We start from the raw sequence: 21,072 nt of genomic DNA, 5'->3' as shown, positions 1-21,072 counted from the left end.
GGGCCGCGTCACGGCACCGGGGTGCTCACCTCGGGTGCCCGCTCGCGTTCGGCTGAGCCCCGCCGTGCCAGCAGCGAGGCGGTGACCGTGACGGCAAGGATCGTGACGATCACCCCGAGCGAGAACGGTGTGGAGATCTCGGCGACGTGCAGCGGCTGCCCGCCGTTGATGAACGGCAGGTTGTTCTCGTGCAGGGCGTGCAGGACCAGCTTCACGCCGATGAAGGCGAGGATGCCGGCCAGGCCGTACGAGAGGTAGACGAGCCGGTCGAGCAGCCCGTCGATGAGGAAGTAGAGCTGGCGCAGCCCGAGGAGCGACATGACCGTCGCGGTGAAGGCGACGAAGGTCGACTGCGTCAGGCCGAAGATGGCCGGGATCGAGTCGAGCGCGAACAGGATGTCGGTACCGCCGATGGCCGCCATGACGACGACGAGGGGAGTGAGCGTCCGGCGGCCGTCCACGGTCGTGACGAGACGGTCGCCGTCGTAGTCGCTGCTCGTACGCAGCGACCGGCGGGCCAGCTGGATCATGACGTTCTCGCCCGCCTCGTCGCGCCCCTGCCCGCCGTGCGAGCGCAGCGTGTGGCCCGCGGTGAGGAACAGGACGATGCCGAAGATGTAGAAGATCCAGGTGAAGTGCGCGATGAGTGCCGTACCGATGAGGATGAAGCCGGTGCGGGCGATGAGCGAGACGATGATGCCGAACAGCAGCACCTTCTGCTGGGTCGCCCTGGGCACGGCGAAGCTGGACATGATGATGAGGAAGACGAACAGATTGTCGACGCTGAGCGCCTTCTCGGTGATGTACCCGGCGAAGTACTCCTCACCCATCTCGGCTCCGCCCAGGACGGTCACGAGGGCTCCGAAGACGAGGGCGATGCCGATGTAGACGGCCGACCAGATCCCGGCCTCCCGCAGGGAGGGCACATGGGCCTTGCGGACGTGGAAGAAGTAGTCGAATGCCAGCAGGACGACGATCAGGATGATCGTGACGATCCAGGCGGTGGCCGGGACCAATTGTTTTCCTTTCATCGAGTCGGTGACGACACGATAGCGAGTAGTGGCGATTTCAACCACATGTGGCTCGTTGGTTCACAGCACTTTCAGGGCGGGTTCTGTTCACCGGGACAGGAAGAGCCCAGTCGATCTCGCGGCGGACGCGTCAAGGTCGGCAGTCCTGTCCGCGGGGAGACGTGTGACCGGGCCTCCCGTGCGGGCCGGACGCGGGAGAGGAAACGGGTTCCCCCTGGTGTCTGCGGGCGTCTACCATACGTGGGTGCCCCGTCGAGAACCGCCGCGTCAGCCGCCACCGGTGCAGCGCCTGCGCCTGAGCTACTCCAAGCTCGGGGTGGCCAGGTTCGCATCCCATCGTGACTTCTCCAGGGCCTTCGAGCGGGCGCTTCGACGCGCCGGCGTCCCGATGGCCTATTCCTCGGGTTTCTCGCCGCACCCGCGCATCAGCTACGCCAACTCGGCCCCCACCTCGGCCGCCTCGTACGCCGAGTACGCCGACATCGCCGTCCTCGAGAAGCTTGACCCCGGCCAGCTGCGCGAGGACCTCAACGCCGCACTGCCGGACGGTTTCCGGGTGCTCCGCGTCGTCGAGAGGCACCGTCCCGCGTTGTCGGATCTGCTCCAGGTCTCGGACTGGGCGATCGACCTCGGTGACGTCGCGAGGCCGGACCTCGAATCAGCGGTCCGGGCACTGCTCGCCGCGGACCGCGTCGAGGTCTCCCGGATCACGCGCAAGGGGGAGCGCGTCTTCGACGCGCGCCAGGCGGTCCTGTCGGCCCAGGTCGACGACGACGGTCATGTCCGGGTCCGGGTCACCCACGGCACCCCGCTCGTGCGACCCGACGACGTGCTGGCGGCGCTGCGCGTGCTGCGTCCCGGACTGGGCGGGGAGCACCCCGGACTGTTCACGCGGCTGCGGCAGGGGCCGCTGCTGTCCGACGGTTCGGTCGGCGATCCGCTGGACGTGCCCGATCCCTCGGCGGCGGAGGACTCCAGCGCCCCCGCCGGCCAGCAGGGCTGAGCGGGCCCGGCCGGCTGGGACGGACGCGGGTGGCGCGTTGGTCCTGCTCGCTTCTCTGCGCATGTGCCATACTTGGCCCCAGGTAAGGGCCACCAAGCGCCCGTGCCCGCACGCCAGATGCATCCTCACCGCGACGCGAGAGCCGACCGCGGGGGATTCCGGCGCAGCGGGAGCCGCCAGCTTTTGCCGCACACGTGCCCCATCCGGCGCGGATGCGGCTGACACGCACCCCGCACGGGTGCAAGAGGAGCCTTCATGCTCGATGACACGATGCCCGACGACGCCACGGTTTCCGACGATCTGCCGCGTCCTCCGCGCGGGCGGCGCGCCAAGACCCGCCCGGCCGGCCCGCCCCAGGCCATCGCGGAACCGGAGACGACTCCCGGTCCGGCCGACGCCGCAGCAGAATCCGCCGCCGAGGAACCGGGTGAGGACCTCAATCCGGCAGAACCCGCCGAGCAGCTCACCGAGCCCGCCGGGCAGGGCGAGGCGGTCGACGAAACCGCCGAGGCCGGTGAGCCGGAGCAGGCCCCGGCCCCCGGGACCGGGACCGAACGGTTCGACCCGGTGGCCGCCGCCATCGCCGCCGTCATGGACGAGGTGGCCGCCGACCGCGCCGCCGAACGTGCCATGCTCGAGGCCGGCCCCGAGCCCCCGGCCCTGGAGGGTGCTGCCGGCTCCCAGCGGACCCTCCCGGTGCCCGCGGAGCGATCCGCGGCCGAACAGGGAACCGGGGAGCAGAAACCGGCTCGCCGCCGCTCGTCGAGCACCAGGTCGGCCCAGGCCGAGACCGCTGCCGGGGAGCAGGGTCCCGCTGAGCCGGACAGCGGTGAGGAGCAGGACAGGACGGAACCGTCGAGCGCTCGCGGTCGTCGCCGCAGGACCGTCGCTGCGGAGGATGCGTCCGCGGCCGATCAGGTCGATGCGCTGCTGGCCGAGGCCGAGCGTGAGGCCGCGAGCCGGGCCCCCCGCCCCGGCGCAGCCGGCGAGGAGGTCGACAAGCAGGCCGTCCTCGACTCCTTGACCGCCGCGATCGCCGGCGACCAGCAGCCCCGGACCGAGACCGGGACACAGGACGGTCCCGAGGCCGAGTCCCTCGCTCCCGGTGAGCCGGAGGACGGGGCCGGGCGGAGCGGGGAGACCCAGGACGGTCCGGCCGAGGGTTCCGATGACGCCGAGGAGGAGCAGCCCGCGCGCCGCCGTCGCCGCCGCAGGGGCGGCCGTCGCCGCCATCGCGGCCCAGGGGCCGGGAGCGACGAGGACGGCTCCGAGAGCGAGTCCGACGAGAGGGCCGAGGCAGGCAGGGACGAGTCCAAGGACACCGAGACCGACGCCGCTGAAAGCGGTCAGGGCCAGCACCGTCGCCGCCGCCGTCGCCGCCGCCGCGGCGAGGACACCGGTGGTTCCGACGATGACCCGAGCGACGTCGTCGTCCGCGTCCGCGAGCCCCGCCACAGCGCCGTCGACGAGGTGACGGGCATTGAGGGCTCGACCCGCCTGGAGGCCAAGCGTCAGCGCCGCAAGGAGGGCCGCGCCGCAGGACGCCGCCGTGCGCCGATCCTGACCGAGGCCGAGTTCCTCGCCCGTCGTGAGTCCGTCAACCGCAAGATGGTCATCCGCCAGCGTGAGGAGTACACCCAGCTGGCCGTGCTCGAGGACGACGTCCTCGTCGAGCACTACGTCGACCGCAAGGCCTCGGCCTCGCTCATCGGCAACATCTACCTCGGCAAGGTCCAGAACGTCCTGCCCAGCATGGAGGCCGCCTTCATCGACATCGGCCGGGGCCGCAATGCCGTGCTCTACGCCGGCGAGGTCAACTGGGACGCCCTGGTCGACAAGAGCGCCCCGCACACCATCGAGACCGCCCTCAAGCCCGGCCAGGCCGTGCTCGTCCAGGTGAGCAAGGACCCGATCGGCGCCAAGGGCGCCCGTCTGACCGCGCACGTCTCGCTGCCCGGCCGCTACGTCGTCTACTCCCCGGACGGTCACCTGTCCGGCATCAGCCGCAAGCTGCCCGACACCGAGCGCCGTCGGCTGCGGGAGATCATCAACGAGGCCGTGGACGAGTCCAGTTCCGTCATCGTCCGCACCGCGGCCGAGGGCGTCTCGGCCGACGACCTGCGCCGCGACGTCGAACGGCTCAAGGCCCAGTGGGAGGTCATCGAGAAGAAGGTCGCCGCCGGCAATGCGCCACAGCAGCTCTACGCCGAGCCCGACCTGACCCTGCGCATCGTCCGCGACGTGTTCACCGAGGACTTCGCCGAGCTCGTCGTCGCCGGTGACGGTGGCCCGAACGACGCCTTCGACACCATCGAGGCCTACGTCGAGCACGTCGCGCCGAACCTGCGCGACCGTCTGAAGCGCTGGGACGGCGAGCAGGGCGATCCCTTCGCCGAGTACCGCATCGACGAGCAGATCTCCAAGGCGCTCGAGCGCAAGGTCTTCCTGCCCTCCGGCGGCTCCCTGGTCATCGACCGCACCGAGGCCATGACCGTCATCGACGTCAACACCGGGAAGTTCACCGGTTCGGGCGGCAACCTCGAGGAGACCGTCACCAAGAACAACCTCGAGGCCGCCGAGGAGATCGTCCGCCAGCTGCGCCTGCGCGACCTGGGCGGCATCGTCGTCATCGACTTCATCGACATGGTGCTGCCCGCCAACCGCGAACTGCTGCTGCGCCGGCTGGTCGAGTGCCTGGGGCGTGACCGCACCCGCCATCAGGTGAGCGAGGTCACCAGCCTGGGCCTGGTCCAGCTGACGCGCAAGCGCATCGGCACCGGGCTGGCCGAGGCCTTCACCGTCGAGTGCGAGGCCTGCGGCGGCCGCGGTTACATCCGGCACGACGAACCCGTCGCCAGCCAGGCCCCGGCCGACGGCGGTGAGCGTCATCGCCGTGGCCGGCGGGGCGGCGGCAAGAAGAAGAGCTCCTGAGGGCCGGATCACCGCGATGAGCTGGGGGCGCGGGCCGTACGGCCCGCGCCCCCAGCTCGCCACGTGATGCCCCGCTCAGGCCACCATGCCCGCCGCCAGGGTGCCGCCTTCCTGGGGGTGGATGAGGATGAACGAGCCGGTCGCCCGCGAGTCGGCGTAGGGATCGGGGCAGATCGGGTCGGCGAGCGTCAGGCTGATCCGTCCGATGTCGTTGAGGCCGAGTTCATCGGCCGCTTCCTCCTCGAACGAGGACAGGTCCAGGCGGCCGCCGATGGCGGTGACCATGCCGGTGACGGTTCTCGTCGTGTGCTTGACGAGCAGCCGGTCCCCGGTACGCAGGGGGCGGTCGCCCAGCCAGCAGACCAGGGCGTCCAGTCGGCGCACCGGTTCGGGAACCGGCTCGGTGGCGATGAGCTCGCCGCGGGCGATGTCGATGTCGTCCGCCAGGCGCAGCGTCACCGACTCCGAGACGCCGGCCGTTCGTCCCGAGCCGCCGCCTGGCAGGTCGACACCGGTGACCGTGGTGCGCTGCCCGCCGGGCAGGACACGGACCTCGTCGCCGACGCTGAAGGAACCCCGCTCGACCCGGCCCGCGTAGCCGCGGTAGTCGCGGAACTCCTCGCCCGCCCCCGACTGGGGGCGCAGGACGTTCTGCACGGGGAACCTGCCGGGCCCGTCCGCGCCGCCGTCGACGGGAACCGTCTCCAGGTGGGCCATGAGGCTCGGCCCGTCGTACCACTGGGTGCGGTCGGAGCGTTCTGCGACATTGTCGCCCAGCAGGGCACTGACCGGGATGACCGTCAGCTCGTCGATGCCCAGTCCGGCCCCGACCGCGCGCACCTGGTCGCAGACCTCGTCGATGACGCCACGGTCGTAGTCGACCAGGTCGATCTTGTTGACCGCCACCACCACGTGCGGGACACGCAGTAGTGCCGCCACGGCGAGGTGACGGCGGGTCTGCTCGACCACCCCGTGGCGCACGTCCACCAGGGTGATGATGACCTGCGCCGTGGAGGCGCCGGTGACCGTGTTGCGCGTGTACTGCACGTGCCCCGGGCAGTCGGCGAGAATGAACGTGCGGTTGGGCGTCGCGAAATAGCGGTAGGCCACGTCGATCGTGATGCCCTGCTCGCGTTCGGCGCGTAGCCCGTCGGTGAGCAGCGCCAGGTCTGCCTGGTCGAGCCCGCGGTCGGCGGAGGCCCGCTCCACGGCGGCGTACTGGTCGATCATGATGTTCTTCGTGTCGACCAGCAGGCGCCCCACGAGGGTGGACTTGCCGTCGTCGACGCTGCCTGCCGTTGCCAGGCGGAGCAGTTCGCTCATCAGAAGTACCCTTCCTTCTTGCGGTCCTCCATGGCGGCCTCGGAGAGCCTGTCGTCGGCGCGGGTCGCCCCGCGTTCGGTGATCGTCGTGGCCGCCACCTCCGCGAGGACCGCCGCGGCATCGGCCGCCGTCGACTCCACCGCACCGGTGCACGACATGTCGCCCACGGTCCGGTACCGCACGGTCCTCGTGACGACCTGCTCGCCGTCGTGCGGGGCGGTGACGGGGCCCACCGGCATCCACATGCCGCCCCGCCGGAACACCTGCCGTTCGTGGGCGAAGTAGAGACCGGGCAGCTCGATGTCCTCGCGCACGACGTAGCGCCACACGTCCAGTTCGGTCCAGTTCGACAGCGGGAAGACCCGCACGTGCTCGCCGGGCAGGTGGCGGGTGTTGTACAGCCCCCACAGCTCGGGCCGCTGGTTGCGCGGGTTCCACTGGCCGAAGGCGTCCCGCAGGGAGACGATCCGTTCCTTGGCGCGGGCCTTCTCCTCGTCACGGCGGCCCCCGCCGTAGACGGCGTCGAAACCGCCGGCGGCGATGGCGTGGAGCAGTGGCTGGGTCTGCAGCGGGTTGCGCGTCCCGTCGGGGCGCTCGATGAGACGGCCGTCGTCGATCCAGTCCTGGACCCTCTCGACGACCAGCCGCAGCCCGTACCGGGCCACGACCCGGTCGCGGTAGTCGAGGACCTCGGGGAAGTTGTGGCCGGTGTCGACGTGCAGCAGGCCGAATGGCAGGGGAGCGGGCCAGAATGCTTTGCGGGCGATGTGCAGCAGAACGACCGAGTCCTTGCCGCCCGAGAACAGCAGGACGGGCCGTTCTGCCTCGGCCGTGACCTCGCGGATGATGTGGATCGTCTCGTTCTCGAGCGCGTCCAGGTGGCCGCCGTCCGGGCCCGACGCCGTGCTGCCCGTCACGTCCGGGCGCAGTGCTGTGGTTGTCCAGGTGCTCATAGGTGAATCCCGCATTCGGTCTTGGTGAGGCCGGCCCAACGGCCGGACCTGGGGTCCTGGCCGGGTTCGACCCGGCTGGTGCAGACGGCGCAGCCGATGGACGGGTAGCCCTGCCCCAGCAGGGGGTTGACCGGGACGCCACGATCCTCGATGTACGCGAAGAGATCCTCCGAACTCCATGCCGCGATGGGGTTGAGCTTGACCATCGCGTGCCGCTCGTCCCACTCGACGAGCCCGGTGCTGGCGCGCAGGGCGCTGTCCTCGCGGCGGATGCCGGTGACCCACGCCTCGTAGCCGGCCAGCGCCCGGTTGAGGGGGATGACCTTGCGCAGCCGGCAGCACCGGTTCGGGTCACGCTCGTACAGCCGCGGTCCGTACTGCTCGTCCTGCTCGGCGACGCTCTGGTCTGGCACCAGCTCGACCAGGTTGATGTCCTGGAGGATCGGCAGGTCGTTCCGCAGGTCCTCGGTCTCGGGGAAGTGGTAGCCGGTCTGCAGGAAGAGCACGTCGACGCCCGGCAGTGCCCTGGCGGCCAGATCGGAGACCACCGTGTCGGCCGCCATCGAGCAGGCGACGGCCAGGGAGTGCCCGAAGCTCTGTGCTGCCCAGGCCAGTAGTTCCTCGGCGGTGTCGTCGGCGTGCTCCTGCGCGGCCCGGTCGGCGATGGCGCGTAGTTCGGCCTCGGTTCTCGTTCGTGTCATCGTGAATTCCTTCGTCGTTCGTCGTGGTCCTGGGGCTGGGCGGCGGACATCGCGCGGACCCTCGTCGCCTCGACGACCGCCCAGGTGGTCTTCTCCGCCCCGCCTGATCGCCTCGCTCCGGTGGGGCGACGTGCCCGGTGGCCTGCCGGCTCGCCCGCGGCACGGCAGGCGGCGGTCGCCGGGCGCGGCGTCATGCCGGTACGGATCGGTGCCTGCGACGGCTCGCCGGCGGGAGGCGGGGCCGCACCGAGGCGACGGGCACGGCGGGCCCGCCCCGGCCGGGGCCGTCAGGCGTGGGAGAAGAGGGAGACCAGGATCAACAGGTCGCGGTGGTGACCAGCATCAGGTCGATGTGCTGGCGGCAGGAGAGCATGACACCGATGACAGTGCTGTCGCCGAAAGTGCTCATCTGGCTCGTCCTCCGAGTTGGGGAACCCGTGACGCGGGTGCCACGATGGTAGGCACGCATTCCGTGGTGGGTCAAACAGCTCTGCGCCCCCGGCAGTTTCATGGCGCCTGCCGTCGTCGTTTGACCAGCTGCCCCAGGTGCAGGTATTCTTGCTCGTCGGTGCTCCGGCTCGATCGTCTCGAGTCGAGTGGAAGTGGTCGTCCGGGCAGGAAACCACCGATCGGGCAGAGGACCATCGGATTCGTGATGGACGAGGCTGCGCCCCCTGCCGGGCGGCGCGAGACAGGAAGTGGGTCAGGCGTGTACGCGATCGTGCGCAGTGGCGGCCGCCAGCACAAGGTGGCAGTGGGCGACATCGTCGAGATCGACAAGATCGCCGAAGAAGTGGGCGCGAGCGTCGAGCTGCAGCCCCTGCTCGTGGTGGACGGTGAGAACGTCACCTCTGACGCGAAGTCGCTCGGCAAGGTGAGCGTCACCGCTGAGGTCCTCGGCGAGTCCAAGGGCCCCAAGCTCCACGTCCTCCGCTACAAGAACAAGACCGGTTACAAGCGCCACCAGGGTCATCGTCAGCACTACACCCGGGTCAAGGTCACCGGAATCAACGCCTGAGGAGACAGACATGGCACACAAGAAGGCTGGTTCCAGCTCGCGCAACGGTCGTGACTCCAACGCTCAGCGCCTCGGCGTGAAGCGCTTCGGCGGCCAACTCGTCAACGCCGGTGAGATCCTCGTCCGCCAGCGCGGCACCCACTTCCACCCCGGCGAGGGCGTCGGGCGTGGCGGTGACGACACGTTGTTCGCCCTCGTCGCCGGTACCGTCCAGTTCGGCACCCGCCGGGGCCGTCGCGTCGTCAACGTGGAACCGGTGGAGACCACCGCCTGAGTCCTCAACAGATCATGGCAGGGGCCAGCCCTTCGGGGCTGGCCCCTGCCTGTGCGGGCACTCGACCAGATTCGGTGAGCACCGGTGCCCGGTGATCGCCCGACGCGGCCGGCAACCGTACGTCGCGCACTGCCCGTCCCCAGGATCGGCCCGTTCCGGCGAATCGGCGCCGACCGGCCGGTGCGGAGCCGAATAGACTGGTCCCACTCAGCCATCACAGGAGCATCACCCATGGCAATCCCCTCGTTCGTCGACCGAGTCCAGCTGGTCGTCTGCGCAGGCAACGGCGGGAACGGATGCGCCTCGGTGCACCGTGAGAAGTTCAAGCCGCTCGGCGGGCCGGACGGCGGCAACGGCGGCCGGGGCGGCTCGGTCATCGTCCGGGTCGATCCCCAGATGAACTCCCTGGTCGACTACCACCGCCAGTCCCAGCGCAGGGCCACCAACGGCCAGCCCGGGATGGGCGAGCACCGATCCGGCGCCAACGGCCAGGACGTCGTCCTGCCGGTCCCCGAGGGAACCGTCGTCTCCGACGCCGACACCGGCGAGGTGCTGGCCGACCTGACCGGCGGGCTGTCCGAGTGCGTGGTGGCCGAGGGCGGCCGCGGAGGCCTGGGCAACGAGGCGCTGGCCTCCAGGACACGCAAGGCCCCCGGTTTCGCCCTGCTGGGCGAGGAGGGCGAGCAGCGCACCATCTGCCTCGAGCTCAAGGTCATCGCCGACGTCGGCCTGGTGGGTTTCCCCTCGGCCGGCAAGTCCAGCATCATCGGCGCCATCAGCTCCGCCAAACCGCGCATCGCCGACTACCCGTTCACGACGCTCGTGCCCAACCTCGGAGTCGTCAAGGCCGGCGACCACAGCTACACGGTGGCCGACGTGCCCGGCCTCATCCCCGGCGCCAGCCGGGGCAAGGGCCTGGGGCACGACTTCCTGCGCCACATCGAGCGTTGCCAGGCCATCGTCCACGTCATCGACGCGGCCACCTACGAACCCGGCCGCGACCCGCTGAGCGATCTGGACGCCATCGAGGCCGAGCTCGCCGCCCACGGCGGGCTCGAGGACCGTCCCCGCATCGTCGTCATCAACAAGATCGACGTTCCGGACGGCAGGGCCATCGCAGACATGGCCAGACCCGATCTGGAGGCCCGCGGCCTGCGCGTCATCGAGACCTCCGTCAAGACGGGCGAGGGCCTCCAGGAGCTCGTCTTCACGATGAGCGAGCTCGTCAGGCAGCGCCAGCGCGAGCGCGCCGAGGCCCCGGTCCCGCGCACCGTCATCCGTCCGCGGACCGTGGCGGACACCGAGGGGTTCACCATCAAGCGTCAGGGCGACGGCGAGGGCGGTTTCGTCTGGCGCGTGCGCGGGGCCAAACCGGAGCGCTGGGTCCGCCAGACCGACTTCAGCAACGACGAGGCCGTCGGATACCTGGCCGACCGGCTCAACCGCCTCGGCGTCGAGGACGAGCTCCTCGCCGCCGGTGCCCAACCCCATGACGCCGTCGCGATCGGTGCGGGCGAGCACCCCGTCATCTTCGACTTCGCCCCCCAGGTCGAGGTGGGCGCCGAGATCCTCGCCCCCCGCGGTGAGGACCAGCGCCTGAACCGGCCCCGCGGCGCCGTCCGTCGCCGCCGTGAACGCGATGCCGCCTACCGGGCCGAACGCGAGGCCCTCATGGGGGAGGATCGCGGCGCCGACTGGCGCCAGGTGCGCGACGCCCGTCTCGACGAGGTCCGGGCCGTCTCGGCGCACGAGGCCGACGGCGACGTCGAGGTCGAATGGGTCGAGGGCGATCCCTACCGGGACGCCAGCAGCGGGACGGGGCAGGGCCATGTCTGAGCGGCGCACCCAGGGTTCCCGCCGGGACGGGGACGAGGCCGGGCTGCGCGAGACCATCGCCAAGGCCCGGCGTGTCGTCGTCAAGGTGGGCTCCTCCTCGATCTCCAGCGCCACGAACGGCATGGACACGATGCGCCTGGCCGGACTGGTCAAGGCACTGGCCGACGCCCACGACGCCGGCCGGGACGTCGTCCTGGTCAGCTCGGGGGCCATCTCGGCCGGCATGAGCCCGCTCGGCCTGGCCAGGCGCCCGCGCGACCTGGCCCACCAGCAGGCGGCCGCGGCCGTCGGTCAGGGCCTGCTCATGGAGCGCTACACCGAACTCTTCGCCGCGCGCGGCCTGCTCGCCGGGCAGCTGCTGCTCACTGTCGACGACATCACCCGCCAGGCGAGCTACCGCAACGCCTCACGCACCCTCGGCACGCTGCTGCGCATGGGGGCCGTGCCGATCGTCAACGAGAACGACACCGTCGCCACCCACGAGATCCGCTTCGGCGACAACGATCGCCTGGCCGCCCTCGTCGCCCAGGTCGTGCGCGCCGACGCCCTCATCCTGCTGTCGGACGTGAGCGCCCTCTACACGAGTCACCCCGACGAGCCCGACGCCGAACGCATCGGCTTCGTTCCCGACGTCGACGCCCTGACGGTCGACACCCACCGGGCCGGCAGCGCCGGCATCGGCTCGGGGGGGATGACCACCAAGGTGCAGGCCGTCCAGATCGCCGCGAGCTCCGGCATCCCGGTGCTCCTCACCAGCGCCTCGGCCGCCGAGCAGGCCCTGGCCGGAGCCACCGGCACGGTCTTCGCGCCGGTCGACCACATGCGTCCGCGGCGCCTCATGTGGCTGGCCTACGCCTCGCAGAGCCGCGGGCGCCTCACCCTCGACGAGGGCGCCGTCCACGCGCTGACGGTGCGCAAGGCGTCCCTGCTCGCTGCCGGCGTCACCGGTGTCAGCGGCGACTTCCTGGCCGGTGACCCGGTCGAGCTCGTCGGGCCCGACGGCGTGGTCGTCGCACGCGGCCTGGTCAACTTCTCCAGCGAGGACCTGCCCGGCATGCTCGGACGCAGCTCGACCGAACTGGCCTCGGCGCTGGGCGCCGAGTACGAGCGCGAGGTCGTGCACCGCGACATGCTGGTGCTCATGCACCACGGCGACTGAGAACGGCCCTGCGGGACGGCTCGGCGGCCTCGCCGGTACTGTGGGGGAATGCAGATCAGTGACCTTGCCGAACGCGCCAAGACAGCCTCACGCGTGCTGGCCACAGCGACCCGTGACCGCAAGGATGCGGCACTGGGGTCCATGGCCGATGCGCTCACCTCGGCCGCCGACGACGTGCTGGCGGCCAACGCCTCCGACGTCGAGGCGGCCCGTGCCGCCGGCACCGGCGAAGCCCTCATCGACCGGCTCTGCCTGACCCCGGGACGCCTGGCCGAGATGGCCCAGGGGCTGCGCGACCTGGCGCTGCTGCCCGACCCGGTCGGCGAGACGGTCCATGGCTGGAACCTTCCCAACGGCGTGCACGTCGACCAGGTGCGGGTGCCCTTCGGTGTCATCGGCATGATCTACGAGGCCCGCCCCAATGTCACCGCCGACGCCGCCGGTATCTGCCTCAAGTCCGGCAACGCCAGCCTGCTGCGCGGCTCCTCGAGCTGCCTGCGGACGAACCAGGTCGTCGTGCGGGCCCTGCGCGAGGGCCTGGAGCGGAGCGGGCTGCCCGCCGACTGCGTCAACCTCGTCGAGGGCGGCCACGAGGTGACCGGCGAGCTGATGCGTGCCCGCGGACTCGTCGACCTGCTCATCCCGCGTGGTGGCGCCGGCCTGATCCGCGCCGTCGTCGAGGGCGCCACCGTGCCGGTCATCGAGACGGGCACCGGCAACTGCCATCTGTTCGTCGACGCCTCGGCCGACCAGGCGATGGCCCTGTCGATCATGCTCAACGCCAAGACCCAGCGTCCCAGCGTGTGCAATGCGCTCGAGACGCTGCTCGTGCACCGCTCGATCGCAGCCGAGTTCCTGCCGGCGGTCCTCGATGCCCTCACCGCGGCAGGTGTCACCGTCCATGGTGACGAGGCGAGCCGCGCCCTCGATGCCCGGATCGTGCCGGCCGGCGAGCACGAGTACGAGGCCGAGTACCTCAGCCTCGACCTGGCCTGCGCCGTCGTCGACGACATCGACGCCGCCCTGGCGCACATCCGCCGCTACAGCACCGGCCATTCCGAGACCATCGTCACCGGCGACGCCGCGAATCAGCGACGCTTCACCGCCGAGGTCGATGCGGCGGTCGTCCTGGTCAATGCCTCGAGCCGTTTCACCGACGGCGGCCAGTTCGGTTTCGGGGCCGAGATCGGCATCTCGACCCAGAAGCTGCATGCCCGCGGGCCCATGGGGCTCACCGAGATGACCACCACCAAGTACCTGCTGTCCGGTGAGGGTCAGGTCCGTGCGTGAGCCTGCGCCGGGCCCGGCCGCGTCCGCGTTAGACTGACCGCCATGCCACGAGAGCGTTCGGGGTCACCGGTGACCGACGGGTCGGCGACCGCCGGCGACGGGCAGGGGATCGACCTGGGGCTGCCCCGCGCGAGCCTGGCCCGGCCCTACCGGCTGGGCATCATGGGTGGCACCTTCGACCCCATCCACCACGGTCACCTCGTGGCCGCCAGTGAGGTGGCGGCACGTTTCGAACTCGACGAGGTCGTCTTCGTGCCAACCGGCGTGCCGTGGCAGAAGGCCGGCCGGCGGGTCTCCAAGAGCGAGGACCGCTATCTCATGACAGTGGTCGCGACGGCCTCCAACCCGCGGTTCACCGTCAGCCGGGTCGACATCGACCGGCCCGGCAACACCTACACGGTCGACACCCTCAGGGACATCCGTGCCGAGCGGGGCGGGAACCTCGACCTGTTCTTCATCACAGGTGCCGATGCGCTTCGGTCCATCCTCACCTGGCGCGGCGCGGACGAGATCTTCGGGCTCGCCCGCTTCGTCGGGGTGACCCGTCCGGGCGTCGACATCTCCATGAGCGACATCAGTCACCTGCCGTCCGACAAGGTCACCCTACTGGAGGTGCCGGCCCTGGCCATCTCGTCGACCGAGTGCCGGCAGCGCGTCGCCTCGGGCCTGCCGCTGTGGTACCTGGTGCCCGACGGCGTCGTCCAGTACGTCGCCAAGCGGGGCCTGTACACCGGCGCCAACGAGTCCGACGTCCTCGTGGCCGAGCCGGTCCACCAGGACCGGCAGCATCCCGTCGAACCTGCCGGACGCCTCTCCGGCGAAGGAGCCAGATGAGCGCAACCGATCACGCACTCCATATCACCCAGGCGGCGGCGTCTGCTGCCGCGGCCAAGCTGGCCGAGAACATCGAGGCCTTCGACGTCAGCGAGCAGCTGGCCATCGCCGACGTCTTCCTCGTCCTGTCCGGGCGGACCGAGCGTCAGGTCGGCGCCATCGTCGATGCCGTCGAGGAGCGGCTCGTCGAGTGGGGTGAGCGACCGCTGCGCCGCGAGGGCTACGGGGCGAACCGCTGGGTGCTGCTCGACTACGGTGATCTCATCGTGCACGTCATGCACGTCGACGATCGTGCCACCTACGGCCTGGAGCGCCTGTGGGGCGACTGCCCGGCCATCGCCCTCGAGGCGAACCGGGCCGACGCCGCCCGGACGGTGGCCTCAGCGGTGGACGGCCAGTGATCGATCAGGGGACCCGGCTGGTTCTGTGGCGTCATGGCCGGACCGGTTTCAACGTGCGCCACCGCTTCCAGGGGCGGCAGGACGTACCGCTCGCCGAGGCCAGGGTGACCCGACAGCCGTGGCGGGCTCTCTTGCGGCCCTTCGGTTCACGGCTGCTCGTCGGGCGGGCAGGATGAGCTTGATTCCGAAGCATCCGTTTCCGCGGCACTCGGTGCAGCCCATGAATACATGCCGAGCGGGCCATCGGTGACCTGTCTTGCTGCGGAATCCGATTCGTCCGGGGTGCTCGTGTCGCCGGGCCGGGGCACCATCGATGGGTTCTCCCCGTCGGAAGAGCGAGTCTCGTCCGAGGGCGACGGGACTCCGTCCTGGCCGGCGTCTTCCGGCAGGGCCGGCGGGACGGGCAAGGAGCTGCGGGGGCTCATGAGTGGATCCGGAAGCTCGTCGTCGCAGGGGGGCTGGATGTCGAGCTCCCAGGTTCTGGGTGGGAGGGGGTCCGGGTCCTCGCCGAGGCTCCTGCGGAGCCTTTTCTTCAGCGGTCCGGGGAGCGGGACGGCGGGATTCTGGGGCTGTTCGTCCTCGGCCCGAGGTCGGGTATCCGGCTCCTTCCGTGGTGCCGTCGTGTCTGTCAGGTTCGTCATGCCGGGCAGGCTTCTGCCGTGCCCCGCGACGAGGCTGGTCGAGTCCTCGTGGCCGTCCTGACCTGGAGAGCTCCCCTCGGATCCGGGGCCGGGGGGAGAGACGGCGGCACTGTCATCGTGCTGCGGATCCGCTGGTGCGGGGGAACCGGCCTGGGGCAGGCGGTCCGTGAGGAACAGGGGCCCCGAGTCCTCCCGGTCGCAGTCGGGAAGGAGGCCTGGTGATTCCGCCGGGGTTGGCTCGGGGTCCTCCTTGTCGGCGCCTTCCGTCTGCGTGTTCTGCGGGCCGGGATCGGGAGTGGCGGAGGGAGAGGCGGCGCCCCACGTGATCTCCAGCGGGGGGAGATCACGTGGCCACAGCGGAGTGTCGATGGCCGTCAGGACGAGGCACCATGCGCCGCAGAGGGCAAGGACGAATGCGGGCCAGCCCGTGTATGCCTGAACACGGTGCCTGAATTGCTTCTTGTTCACGGGCTCGTTCTCTGTTTGGGCGGCGTCCGAACCGGAATCGATCTGGTTCTCGCGGGGTGTCTGCTGCTTGCCTGTTTCAGGATATCGTCATGCAGTGCTCCAACAGTGTGGTTTCCTCAGCGAGGCGCGGTGCTCCGCTATCCTTCTCCCATGGCGAGGAACGAGAAGAGGGAGCAGCACATCGCGGTCTTCGGGGAGAGCGGTAGCGGCAAGACGGTGCTGCTGTCCTCCTTTTACGGGGCGAGTCAGGAGCGATCCGTCCAGGCCAAGTCCTTGTTCCACCTCGTGGCCAGTGACCCCGGCCAGGGTAACAGGCTGTACAAGAACTACCTCGGTATGAGGGATCGGGCCGAGCTCCCCTCCGCCAACCGGTTCGCCTCCACCACGTACTCCTTCTCCATCAGGTTGAAGCCCGATGGTGACTCGGAAAACACGGGGAGCTCCTCCGGCGATGCCCTGGGCCTGGTGTGGCACGACTACCCCGGTGAGTGGTTCGAGCAGGACGTGAGCGGGCCGGAGGAGGCCGAACGGCGTCTTGAGACCTTCAGATCACTGCTGGACTCCGATGTCGCTCTCATCCTCGTCGACGCGCAGAAGCTGCTCGACAACGCCGGTGAGGAGGAGCGCTATCTGAAGTCGTTGTTCCACAACCTCCGGAACAGCCTGCTGGTGCTCAAGGACGATCTGCTGCCCGATGGCGGGAAACAGCTGCGGTTCCCGCGGATATGGGTGATCGCCCTGTCCAAGGCCGACCTCATGCCGGGCATCAATGTCGACGGCTTCCGGGATCTGATCATCGGTCATGCCGCAGACGAGTTGGATGATCTGCGTGGGGTCCTCGGCGGCATGATCGTGTTCGATCAGGCGCTGTCCATCGGCGAGGACTTCCTTCTGCTGTCATCGGCGAAGTTTGAACCCGATCGGATCGATCTCGCCGACCGGATCGGCGTCGAATTGGTGCTGCCCATCGCCGCCATTCTGCCCTTGGAACGCCACGTGCGGTGGCATCAGCGTATGAAGCTGCCGCGCAAGGTGGCGAACACCCTGCTCGACAGCGTGGAAGTCGTGGCCAAGGGCATCATGGGCGTGGCCATGCAGATGAAGAAGGAGAGCGGCATGGGGAAGAAGATCCTAGGGTTGGTCGGCGCCGAACTGGTCGCCGAAGCCGCGAAGGTCGCGGGGGAGCGGCTGAAAAGGCTCAACACCGCATCCATGGAGAAGGGGAACGCCATGGGTTCGGTCCTCACCGGCTTCAAGATGGACCTGGAAAGGGGAGAGAAGGACCAGGTTCTGCTCAGGAGTCAGCGATGACCATCATCTGGGCGACTAGGGGCCGGGACTGGGGGTTCACCTTCCTGAGACGCGGTGGCATCCAGGATCCCCTGGCGCCCTACGAGAAGGTGTTCTCCGCCATGGATGCCGCTCCCACCGCCTGCCGCAGGTTGGCGGGCGCCGTGGGCGTGCGCTTCCCGGACCCGCTGGGCCGCAGGGACGGTGCCGGGAGGCTCATCCCACACGAGTTCGTGCTCACCGATGAGGACGCCGTTGCCGTCACATCGGTCGACGACGCCGTACGGATCGTCTGGTCACAGGTGGCCGACGAGTACGCGCAGGTCTGGGACGCGCCGCAGCTCCCAGCCCCCTTCGACTGACTGCGGCCGTGGACCCGGCCGGTCCTTCGACGTCCGCCCACCGCCAGGTGAGATTCGCTCAGCCCTTCGGCAGCCTTTCCCCGGTGACCCTCGCCGCGCCGTCCCCGTAGACCACGCCCTCCTTCGCCTTCACGGCGGCGACCAGCACGAAACTGAGCGAGATGAGCAGGGCCCAGCTGCCGAGCTTTCCGACGTGCACCATGTGCCAGCCGTCCCGATGGGCCGGGTAACGCCAGGCATTGAGCAAGGCGCTGGCGTTCTCGGCCAGCCACAGGAAGACCCCGATGAGCACGAATGCCAGCGCGGTGGGCATCCGGTAGCGGTCTCCGCCGACGGTGAAGCGGATCGTGCTGCCCCACAGCGCCACGATGAAACCGGCGGCGATGAACCAGCGCAGATCGGGAATCGCGTGATGGGTATAGAAGTTCGCGTAGGCGGCGGCCGCCAGCCCGGTCACCGGCCATCAGCGGAAGCCGTCCACCGACAGGCCGAACCGCCGGAAGGCCTGGCAGATGTACGAGTCGACCGAGGCGTACATGAAACCCGAGAAGATCGGCGCGCCGCCCAGCCGCACAATGCCTGCATCGGGGTAGACCCACGAACCCACGTGCACCTTGAAGACTTCCGGTGCCAGCCCGACGAGGTGGAAGGCGTAGATCACCAGCAACTCGCGCCAGCTCTCGAACTTGGCCGCCACGAGGATCAACTGCACGACGACCACGGAGACGAGCAGGGCGTCGTAGCGGGTCAGGGGCATCTCGAGCGCTGCCGGAGGAGCACCGTTGCGGCCAGCCCGACGAAGACCGGGATCGGGAAGACGCAGCAGACGAGTTGGGTCGCGGCGAACTGGACGAGTCTCAGTGGTGCCAGCCGCAGCCGACTCAGGGGAGGGCGCTCACTCATCCGCAAAATATGGCAAGTCCTCGCTGCAGCCGAGCTCAGCAGTGCCGTCCTGGTTGGCGAGTCACTGGTGCCACGTAAGCTCGTGGCGTGGAGGCGGAGCCGATCATTCTTGTCAGTGCCTACCGGCACGGCGTCTCGGATGCCGCGATGCTTCATGCACTCCGTTTCCCCGTCCACCACTTCGTGCAAGATGACTCAATGACCATGTTCATCGGCCCTGATGAGACTGGTGTCCTCGTTGAGGGTCGGCGTGATCGAGTGGCATGGCGTCATCGCCATTGCTCACGCTATGCGCCCTGCTCGGAACAAGTATCTGAGGTGAACAACATGACTGGACGCTCTGTTGAAGAGATCAAGGACCGTGCTGACGCGTTCGCCGATGCCTTCGAGCGTTACGAACCGAAGCCAGGTGACCAGGACGCGCCCCTCCCGCCCATGATGGCGGTCAAGCTCGCCACTTGGCGGCGCGATGTCGCTGAGAAGGAACTCGCCGACGCGGTGCGGATGGCCCGGGAACAGAGGCTGTCCTGGCGCGAGGTGGGCGAGGCGATCGGTATCAGCGGCGAGGCCGCTCGACAACGTTACGGCGCCTCGGCCTGAGTCAAGCGTTCCAGGACCTCTGGCGGGGCTCGCCGCAGTCTCCGACTCGAAGGATCACGCTTCTGCGTCGGCCGTTCCGTCATGGTAACGGGGCAGACCCGCTGGGTCATGTGCTGCACACTCCTGCCCCGAACGCGTTCGCTACCGCTTCGCGGCCGACAGGGAGATCGGATCGTTGCCCACCACGTTCTTGACAGGCAGGTGTCCTGTGACACGTAGGCTTGCGGCATGAAGTCGGGGCCGATCACCATGGTCAGCACCCACCGGAGCGGTGCCATCAACTGCGCGCGTCGCCGGTCCTGTTCGAACCGGGTGCCGCGCCCGGCCCGCCACCCTCATCGCCTGACCGGGCACCCGGCCAGGCCCGGACCGTGCACCGAGCGCGAGCCGTCCCATCCGGATTGTCCCGATCAGGGGCACCCATGAGGGTCGGCTGGCCGGAGTACATCGGTCTGGGAGGGCTCATCAATCAGGAGCGGATGGAGGCCGATCTGACGCATCTGTAGGAGTACTCGCTGCCTATCGCACCTTCCTGCTGGCGGCCGATGGCTGGCCAAACTTCTATCACGACGTCGCGATCTTCTTCACTCGGGACCTGACTGGCGGTCCCTTGAACCTTATTCACAGGAGGCTCAGTGGGAAATGAAACCCCGAGCCATAGGCTGATTCATTGAGGCTATGAATAGGCCTCCTTGTATGAGCGCGCTCACATTGCCTTGGATATGCCGGAATGTGTGGCGGCTCTTGCCGCGGGTGGTGTCATCGCCGGGAGCACTTCCTCGTTGCCGCGTCCGAGCTGGGTGTGGACGTCTTTCTCATGGGTAGGCCCGGCACCTCAGTTGAGGGGACGGTGAGCTGGTGTGCAGCCGGCGAGGTGATCGACCGTTACGACGACTTCCGTGATTTCTACTTGGCCATGCTCGAGTACAACGAGCGCAACGTTCGCAGGTTCCGTGAAAGAAACGGACTGCCTGCAAAGTCACCTGCCCGGTGAGGACGGCTACCAGACACGGCGTATCGACGATGAGGCATGGAAAGATGCCTGGGGAACCAGCGGCACCTTCATGGAGAGCTTTAAGAGGTCCGAGGATGAGATTGCCGCGAACCCGGGAGGCTACAGGAGCATCGATATCCGTATTGAGTATGACCGGCCTCCGCAGAAGGCAGACTCCGTGATCCGTCTCAGCGCCGTGGACCCGGGTGATAGAGTACCGACCAGGTTCGCGTCTGAGTGGTTGGACGGGAATGGTGTGCCGTGGTCTTGAGGTTTCAATGGCGTCAGGTCGTAGCGGCAGGTTGCAGAGTGGAGTGTGAACAATGAGACGGTTGGACCCGGATGAGCTGTGGGAGCGTGTGGAGCACGAGTTCCGGGTTTGGTTGGATGATACTGGCGCGGACAGTGCGCATATTGAAGTCAACGGGATTGGTCGCGTGCAGGATAAGATCGCTTGGCTTGTGCGTGATGGGGTCAAGGAGTGGGCGAGGATCCCGTGGGAGTTGAGTTCCCCGCAGGGGGATCTTCGCCGCGCACAGGTGTTGCCTGGTCGTGGGGCGTGGACGTGGTGTCGGTTGTGGATGGATGCCGCCGATGGGGTGTTGCGTCAGGAGTGTGACTGGATGCGTGAGCCGGTTTTCCTTGGGCCTAACGGTGGACCTCCTGGGCCGCGGGATTGTTGGATTGAGTTGGATCTGTATCCGCGTGATGGTGAGTTCATCCCGGATTGGCTGCGCACGGGTTATGAGGCGGAGTTGAAGCGGCAGGAGCGCAATGCTCGTCGGCGTGAGAGCTACCGGCGCAAGCGCGAGCAGGAACGCGGCGACTGAGCCGTGTTGTGTGGGTACAGCTAACCGTTCTCACGGGGGTCGAGTATGGGCTCCGGGAATTGGTGAGATGGTGAGGGATGATGAGGTGTCGCGAAGGAGAGCACGCGTCACGAGCCGTCAACCCGAGGCCGGAAGAGGTCCGCCCGGACGGAGCGTCCCGGATTTGGTGGAAGCAGTGAACATGCGCGATGATCGTTGTCATGAGCGCGTCAAGGAAGTGACCCCGCGGA

20 protein-coding genes and 1 pseudogene are annotated in these 21,072 nt (G+C 68.9%); 15 read left to right on the top strand and 6 right to left on the bottom strand.

Features of this window, described 5'->3' with window-relative positions:
* Positions 1 to 8 precede the first annotated feature (8 nt).
* Positions 9 to 1,076 carry a TerC family protein gene (locus tag D9T14_RS04490; protein ID WP_232012277.1) on the bottom strand — a complete coding sequence of 356 codons (1,068 nt, stop codon included), beginning with the start codon at positions 1,074 to 1,076 and terminating at the stop codon, positions 9 to 11.
* 199 nt (positions 1,077 to 1,275) lie between these two features.
* Here D9T14_RS04490 and D9T14_RS04485 point away from each other — a divergent pair, with 199 nt between their 5' ends.
* The gene (locus tag D9T14_RS04485; RefSeq protein ID WP_197720557.1) at positions 1,276 to 2,034 is read left to right on the top strand and encodes a TIGR03936 family radical SAM-associated protein; all 759 of its coding nucleotides are present in this window, start codon (positions 1,276 to 1,278) and stop codon (positions 2,032 to 2,034) included.
* A gap of 255 nt (positions 2,035 to 2,289) precedes the next feature.
* The gene (locus D9T14_RS04480) at positions 2,290 to 4,965 is read left to right on the top strand and encodes an Rne/Rng family ribonuclease (protein WP_121592088.1); all 2,676 of its coding nucleotides are present in this window, start codon (positions 2,290 to 2,292) and stop codon (positions 4,963 to 4,965) included.
* A gap of 75 nt (positions 4,966 to 5,040) precedes the next feature.
* Here the strand turns inward: D9T14_RS04480 and D9T14_RS04475 are convergent, their stop codons facing one another.
* Genes D9T14_RS04475 through D9T14_RS04465 form a run of 3 tightly spaced genes read right to left on the bottom strand, consistent with a single transcriptional unit; the run spans position 5,041 to position 7,942 of the window.
* The gene (locus tag D9T14_RS04475; protein WP_121587831.1) at positions 5,041 to 6,288 is read right to left on the bottom strand and encodes a sulfate adenylyltransferase subunit 1; all 1,248 of its coding nucleotides are present in this window, start codon (positions 6,286 to 6,288) and stop codon (positions 5,041 to 5,043) included.
* Complete coding sequence (cysD, locus tag D9T14_RS04470) at positions 6,288 to 7,241, bottom strand: sulfate adenylyltransferase subunit CysD (RefSeq protein WP_232012275.1); 954 nt, start codon at positions 7,239 to 7,241, stop codon at positions 6,288 to 6,290. Before cysD ends, D9T14_RS04475 begins: the two co-directional genes overlap by 1 nt.
* Complete coding sequence (locus D9T14_RS04465) at positions 7,238 to 7,942, bottom strand: phosphoadenylyl-sulfate reductase (RefSeq protein WP_121587833.1); 705 nt, start codon at positions 7,940 to 7,942, stop codon at positions 7,238 to 7,240. The genes cysD and D9T14_RS04465 overlap by 4 nt, the downstream gene beginning before the upstream one ends.
* A gap of 709 nt (positions 7,943 to 8,651) precedes the next feature.
* Here D9T14_RS04465 and rplU point away from each other — a divergent pair.
* The 10 genes from rplU to D9T14_RS04410 all read left to right on the top strand — a co-directional run bounded on the left by rplU (position 8,652) and on the right by D9T14_RS04410 (position 17,515).
* A complete protein-coding gene (gene rplU, locus D9T14_RS04460; protein ID WP_183085911.1) occupies positions 8,652 to 8,960 on the top strand; it encodes a 50S ribosomal protein L21 in 309 nt (102 codons plus the stop codon).
* 10 nt (positions 8,961 to 8,970) lie between these two features.
* Positions 8,971 to 9,234 (top strand): 50S ribosomal protein L27, encoded by a 264-nt coding sequence (rpmA, locus tag D9T14_RS04455; protein ID WP_121587835.1) that lies wholly within the window; start codon positions 8,971 to 8,973, stop codon positions 9,232 to 9,234.
* Between the two features lie 231 nt (positions 9,235 to 9,465).
* Positions 9,466 to 11,070: a GTPase ObgE gene (gene obgE / locus D9T14_RS04450; protein ID WP_121587836.1), complete on the top strand. Its 1,605-nt coding sequence runs from the start codon at positions 9,466 to 9,468 to the stop codon at positions 11,068 to 11,070.
* Positions 11,063 to 12,229, top strand: coding sequence for a glutamate 5-kinase (proB, locus tag D9T14_RS04445; protein WP_121587837.1), 1,167 nt, complete (start codon positions 11,063 to 11,065; stop codon positions 12,227 to 12,229). Before obgE ends, proB begins: the two co-directional genes overlap by 8 nt.
* A 48-nt stretch (positions 12,230 to 12,277) precedes the next feature.
* On the top strand, positions 12,278 to 13,519 hold the full coding sequence (locus tag D9T14_RS04440; RefSeq protein ID WP_121587838.1) for a glutamate-5-semialdehyde dehydrogenase: 1,242 nt from the start codon (positions 12,278 to 12,280) through the stop codon (positions 13,517 to 13,519).
* Between the two features lie 42 nt (positions 13,520 to 13,561).
* Complete coding sequence (gene nadD, locus D9T14_RS04435; RefSeq protein ID WP_121587839.1) at positions 13,562 to 14,353, top strand: nicotinate-nucleotide adenylyltransferase; 792 nt, start codon at positions 13,562 to 13,564, stop codon at positions 14,351 to 14,353.
* Positions 14,350 to 14,754, top strand: coding sequence for a ribosome silencing factor (gene rsfS / locus D9T14_RS04430; RefSeq protein WP_121587840.1), 405 nt, complete (start codon positions 14,350 to 14,352; stop codon positions 14,752 to 14,754). The genes nadD and rsfS overlap by 4 nt, the downstream gene beginning before the upstream one ends.
* Positions 14,670 to 14,930, top strand: a complete 261-nt coding sequence (locus D9T14_RS14435) for a histidine phosphatase family protein (RefSeq protein WP_121587841.1) — start codon at positions 14,670 to 14,672, stop codon at positions 14,928 to 14,930. The genes rsfS and D9T14_RS14435 overlap by 85 nt, the downstream gene beginning before the upstream one ends.
* 909 nt (positions 14,931 to 15,839) lie before the next feature.
* On the top strand, positions 15,840 to 17,174 hold the full coding sequence (locus D9T14_RS04415) for a TRAFAC clade GTPase domain-containing protein (RefSeq protein ID WP_197720556.1): 1,335 nt from the start codon (positions 15,840 to 15,842) through the stop codon (positions 17,172 to 17,174).
* A complete protein-coding gene (locus tag D9T14_RS04410) occupies positions 17,171 to 17,515 on the top strand; it encodes a hypothetical protein (RefSeq protein ID WP_121587843.1) in 345 nt (114 codons plus the stop codon). The genes D9T14_RS04415 and D9T14_RS04410 overlap by 4 nt, the downstream gene beginning before the upstream one ends.
* Before the next feature lie 58 nt (positions 17,516 to 17,573).
* On the opposite strand, the pseudogene D9T14_RS14125 reads toward D9T14_RS04410, so the two are convergent.
* Together D9T14_RS14125 and D9T14_RS13850 are read right to left on the bottom strand one after the other, a co-directional pair.
* Positions 17,574 to 18,272, bottom strand: a pseudogene (locus tag D9T14_RS14125) (DUF817 family protein).
* Positions 18,263 to 18,418 (bottom strand): hypothetical protein, encoded by a 156-nt coding sequence (locus tag D9T14_RS13850; RefSeq protein ID WP_197720553.1) that lies wholly within the window; start codon positions 18,416 to 18,418, stop codon positions 18,263 to 18,265. The pseudogene D9T14_RS14125 and the gene D9T14_RS13850 overlap by 10 nt, the downstream one beginning before the upstream one ends.
* Positions 18,419 to 18,505: 87 nt before the next feature.
* On the opposite strand from D9T14_RS13850, the gene D9T14_RS14120 reads away from it, so the two are divergent.
* From D9T14_RS14120 to D9T14_RS04390, 3 genes are all read left to right on the top strand, one after another.
* Positions 18,506 to 19,018 carry a hypothetical protein gene (locus D9T14_RS14120; protein ID WP_232012273.1) on the top strand — a complete coding sequence of 171 codons (513 nt, stop codon included), beginning with the start codon at positions 18,506 to 18,508 and terminating at the stop codon, positions 19,016 to 19,018.
* Positions 19,019 to 19,971: 953 nt separating this feature from the next.
* Positions 19,972 to 20,283 (top strand): hypothetical protein, encoded by a 312-nt coding sequence (locus D9T14_RS04395; protein WP_121592086.1) that lies wholly within the window; start codon positions 19,972 to 19,974, stop codon positions 20,281 to 20,283.
* 61 nt (positions 20,284 to 20,344) lie between these two features.
* Positions 20,345 to 20,842 (top strand): hypothetical protein, encoded by a 498-nt coding sequence (locus tag D9T14_RS04390; protein ID WP_121587845.1) that lies wholly within the window; start codon positions 20,345 to 20,347, stop codon positions 20,840 to 20,842.
* Positions 20,843 to 21,072 lie beyond the last annotated feature (230 nt).

Source organism: Propionibacterium australiense, assembly GCF_003666605.1.
Classification (GTDB): Bacteria; Actinomycetota; Actinomycetes; order Propionibacteriales; family Propionibacteriaceae; genus Propionibacterium; species Propionibacterium australiense.
The sequence above is the reverse complement of the archived record's forward strand: the minus strand, read 5'-3'. Positions and strand labels throughout refer to the sequence as shown.

Excerpts from the sequence above, each read along its gene's own strand:
- rsfS (WP_121587840.1), top strand. The coding sequence starts at position 14,350 with ATGAGCGCAACCGATCACGCACTCCATATCACCCAGGCGGCGGCGTCT.
- D9T14_RS04465 (WP_121587833.1), bottom strand. The coding sequence starts at position 7,942 with ATGACACGAACGAGAACCGAGGCCGAACTACGCGCCATCGCCGACCGG.
- nadD (WP_121587839.1), top strand. The coding sequence starts at position 13,562 with ATGCCACGAGAGCGTTCGGGGTCACCGGTGACCGACGGGTCGGCGACC.
- rpmA (WP_121587835.1), top strand. The coding sequence starts at position 8,971 with ATGGCACACAAGAAGGCTGGTTCCAGCTCGCGCAACGGTCGTGACTCC.
- D9T14_RS13850 (WP_197720553.1), bottom strand. The coding sequence starts at position 18,418 with ATGAGTGAGCGCCCTCCCCTGAGTCGGCTGCGGCTGGCACCACTGAGA.
- D9T14_RS04475 (WP_121587831.1), bottom strand. The coding sequence starts at position 6,288 with ATGAGCGAACTGCTCCGCCTGGCAACGGCAGGCAGCGTCGACGACGGC.
- cysD (WP_232012275.1), bottom strand. The coding sequence starts at position 7,241 with ATGAGCACCTGGACAACCACAGCACTGCGCCCGGACGTGACGGGCAGC.
- D9T14_RS04410 (WP_121587843.1), top strand. The coding sequence starts at position 17,171 with ATGACCATCATCTGGGCGACTAGGGGCCGGGACTGGGGGTTCACCTTC.
- D9T14_RS04480 (WP_121592088.1), top strand. The coding sequence starts at position 2,290 with ATGCTCGATGACACGATGCCCGACGACGCCACGGTTTCCGACGATCTG.
- proB (WP_121587837.1), top strand. The coding sequence starts at position 11,063 with ATGTCTGAGCGGCGCACCCAGGGTTCCCGCCGGGACGGGGACGAGGCC.
- obgE (WP_121587836.1), top strand. The coding sequence starts at position 9,466 with ATGGCAATCCCCTCGTTCGTCGACCGAGTCCAGCTGGTCGTCTGCGCA.
- D9T14_RS04440 (WP_121587838.1), top strand. The coding sequence starts at position 12,278 with ATGCAGATCAGTGACCTTGCCGAACGCGCCAAGACAGCCTCACGCGTG.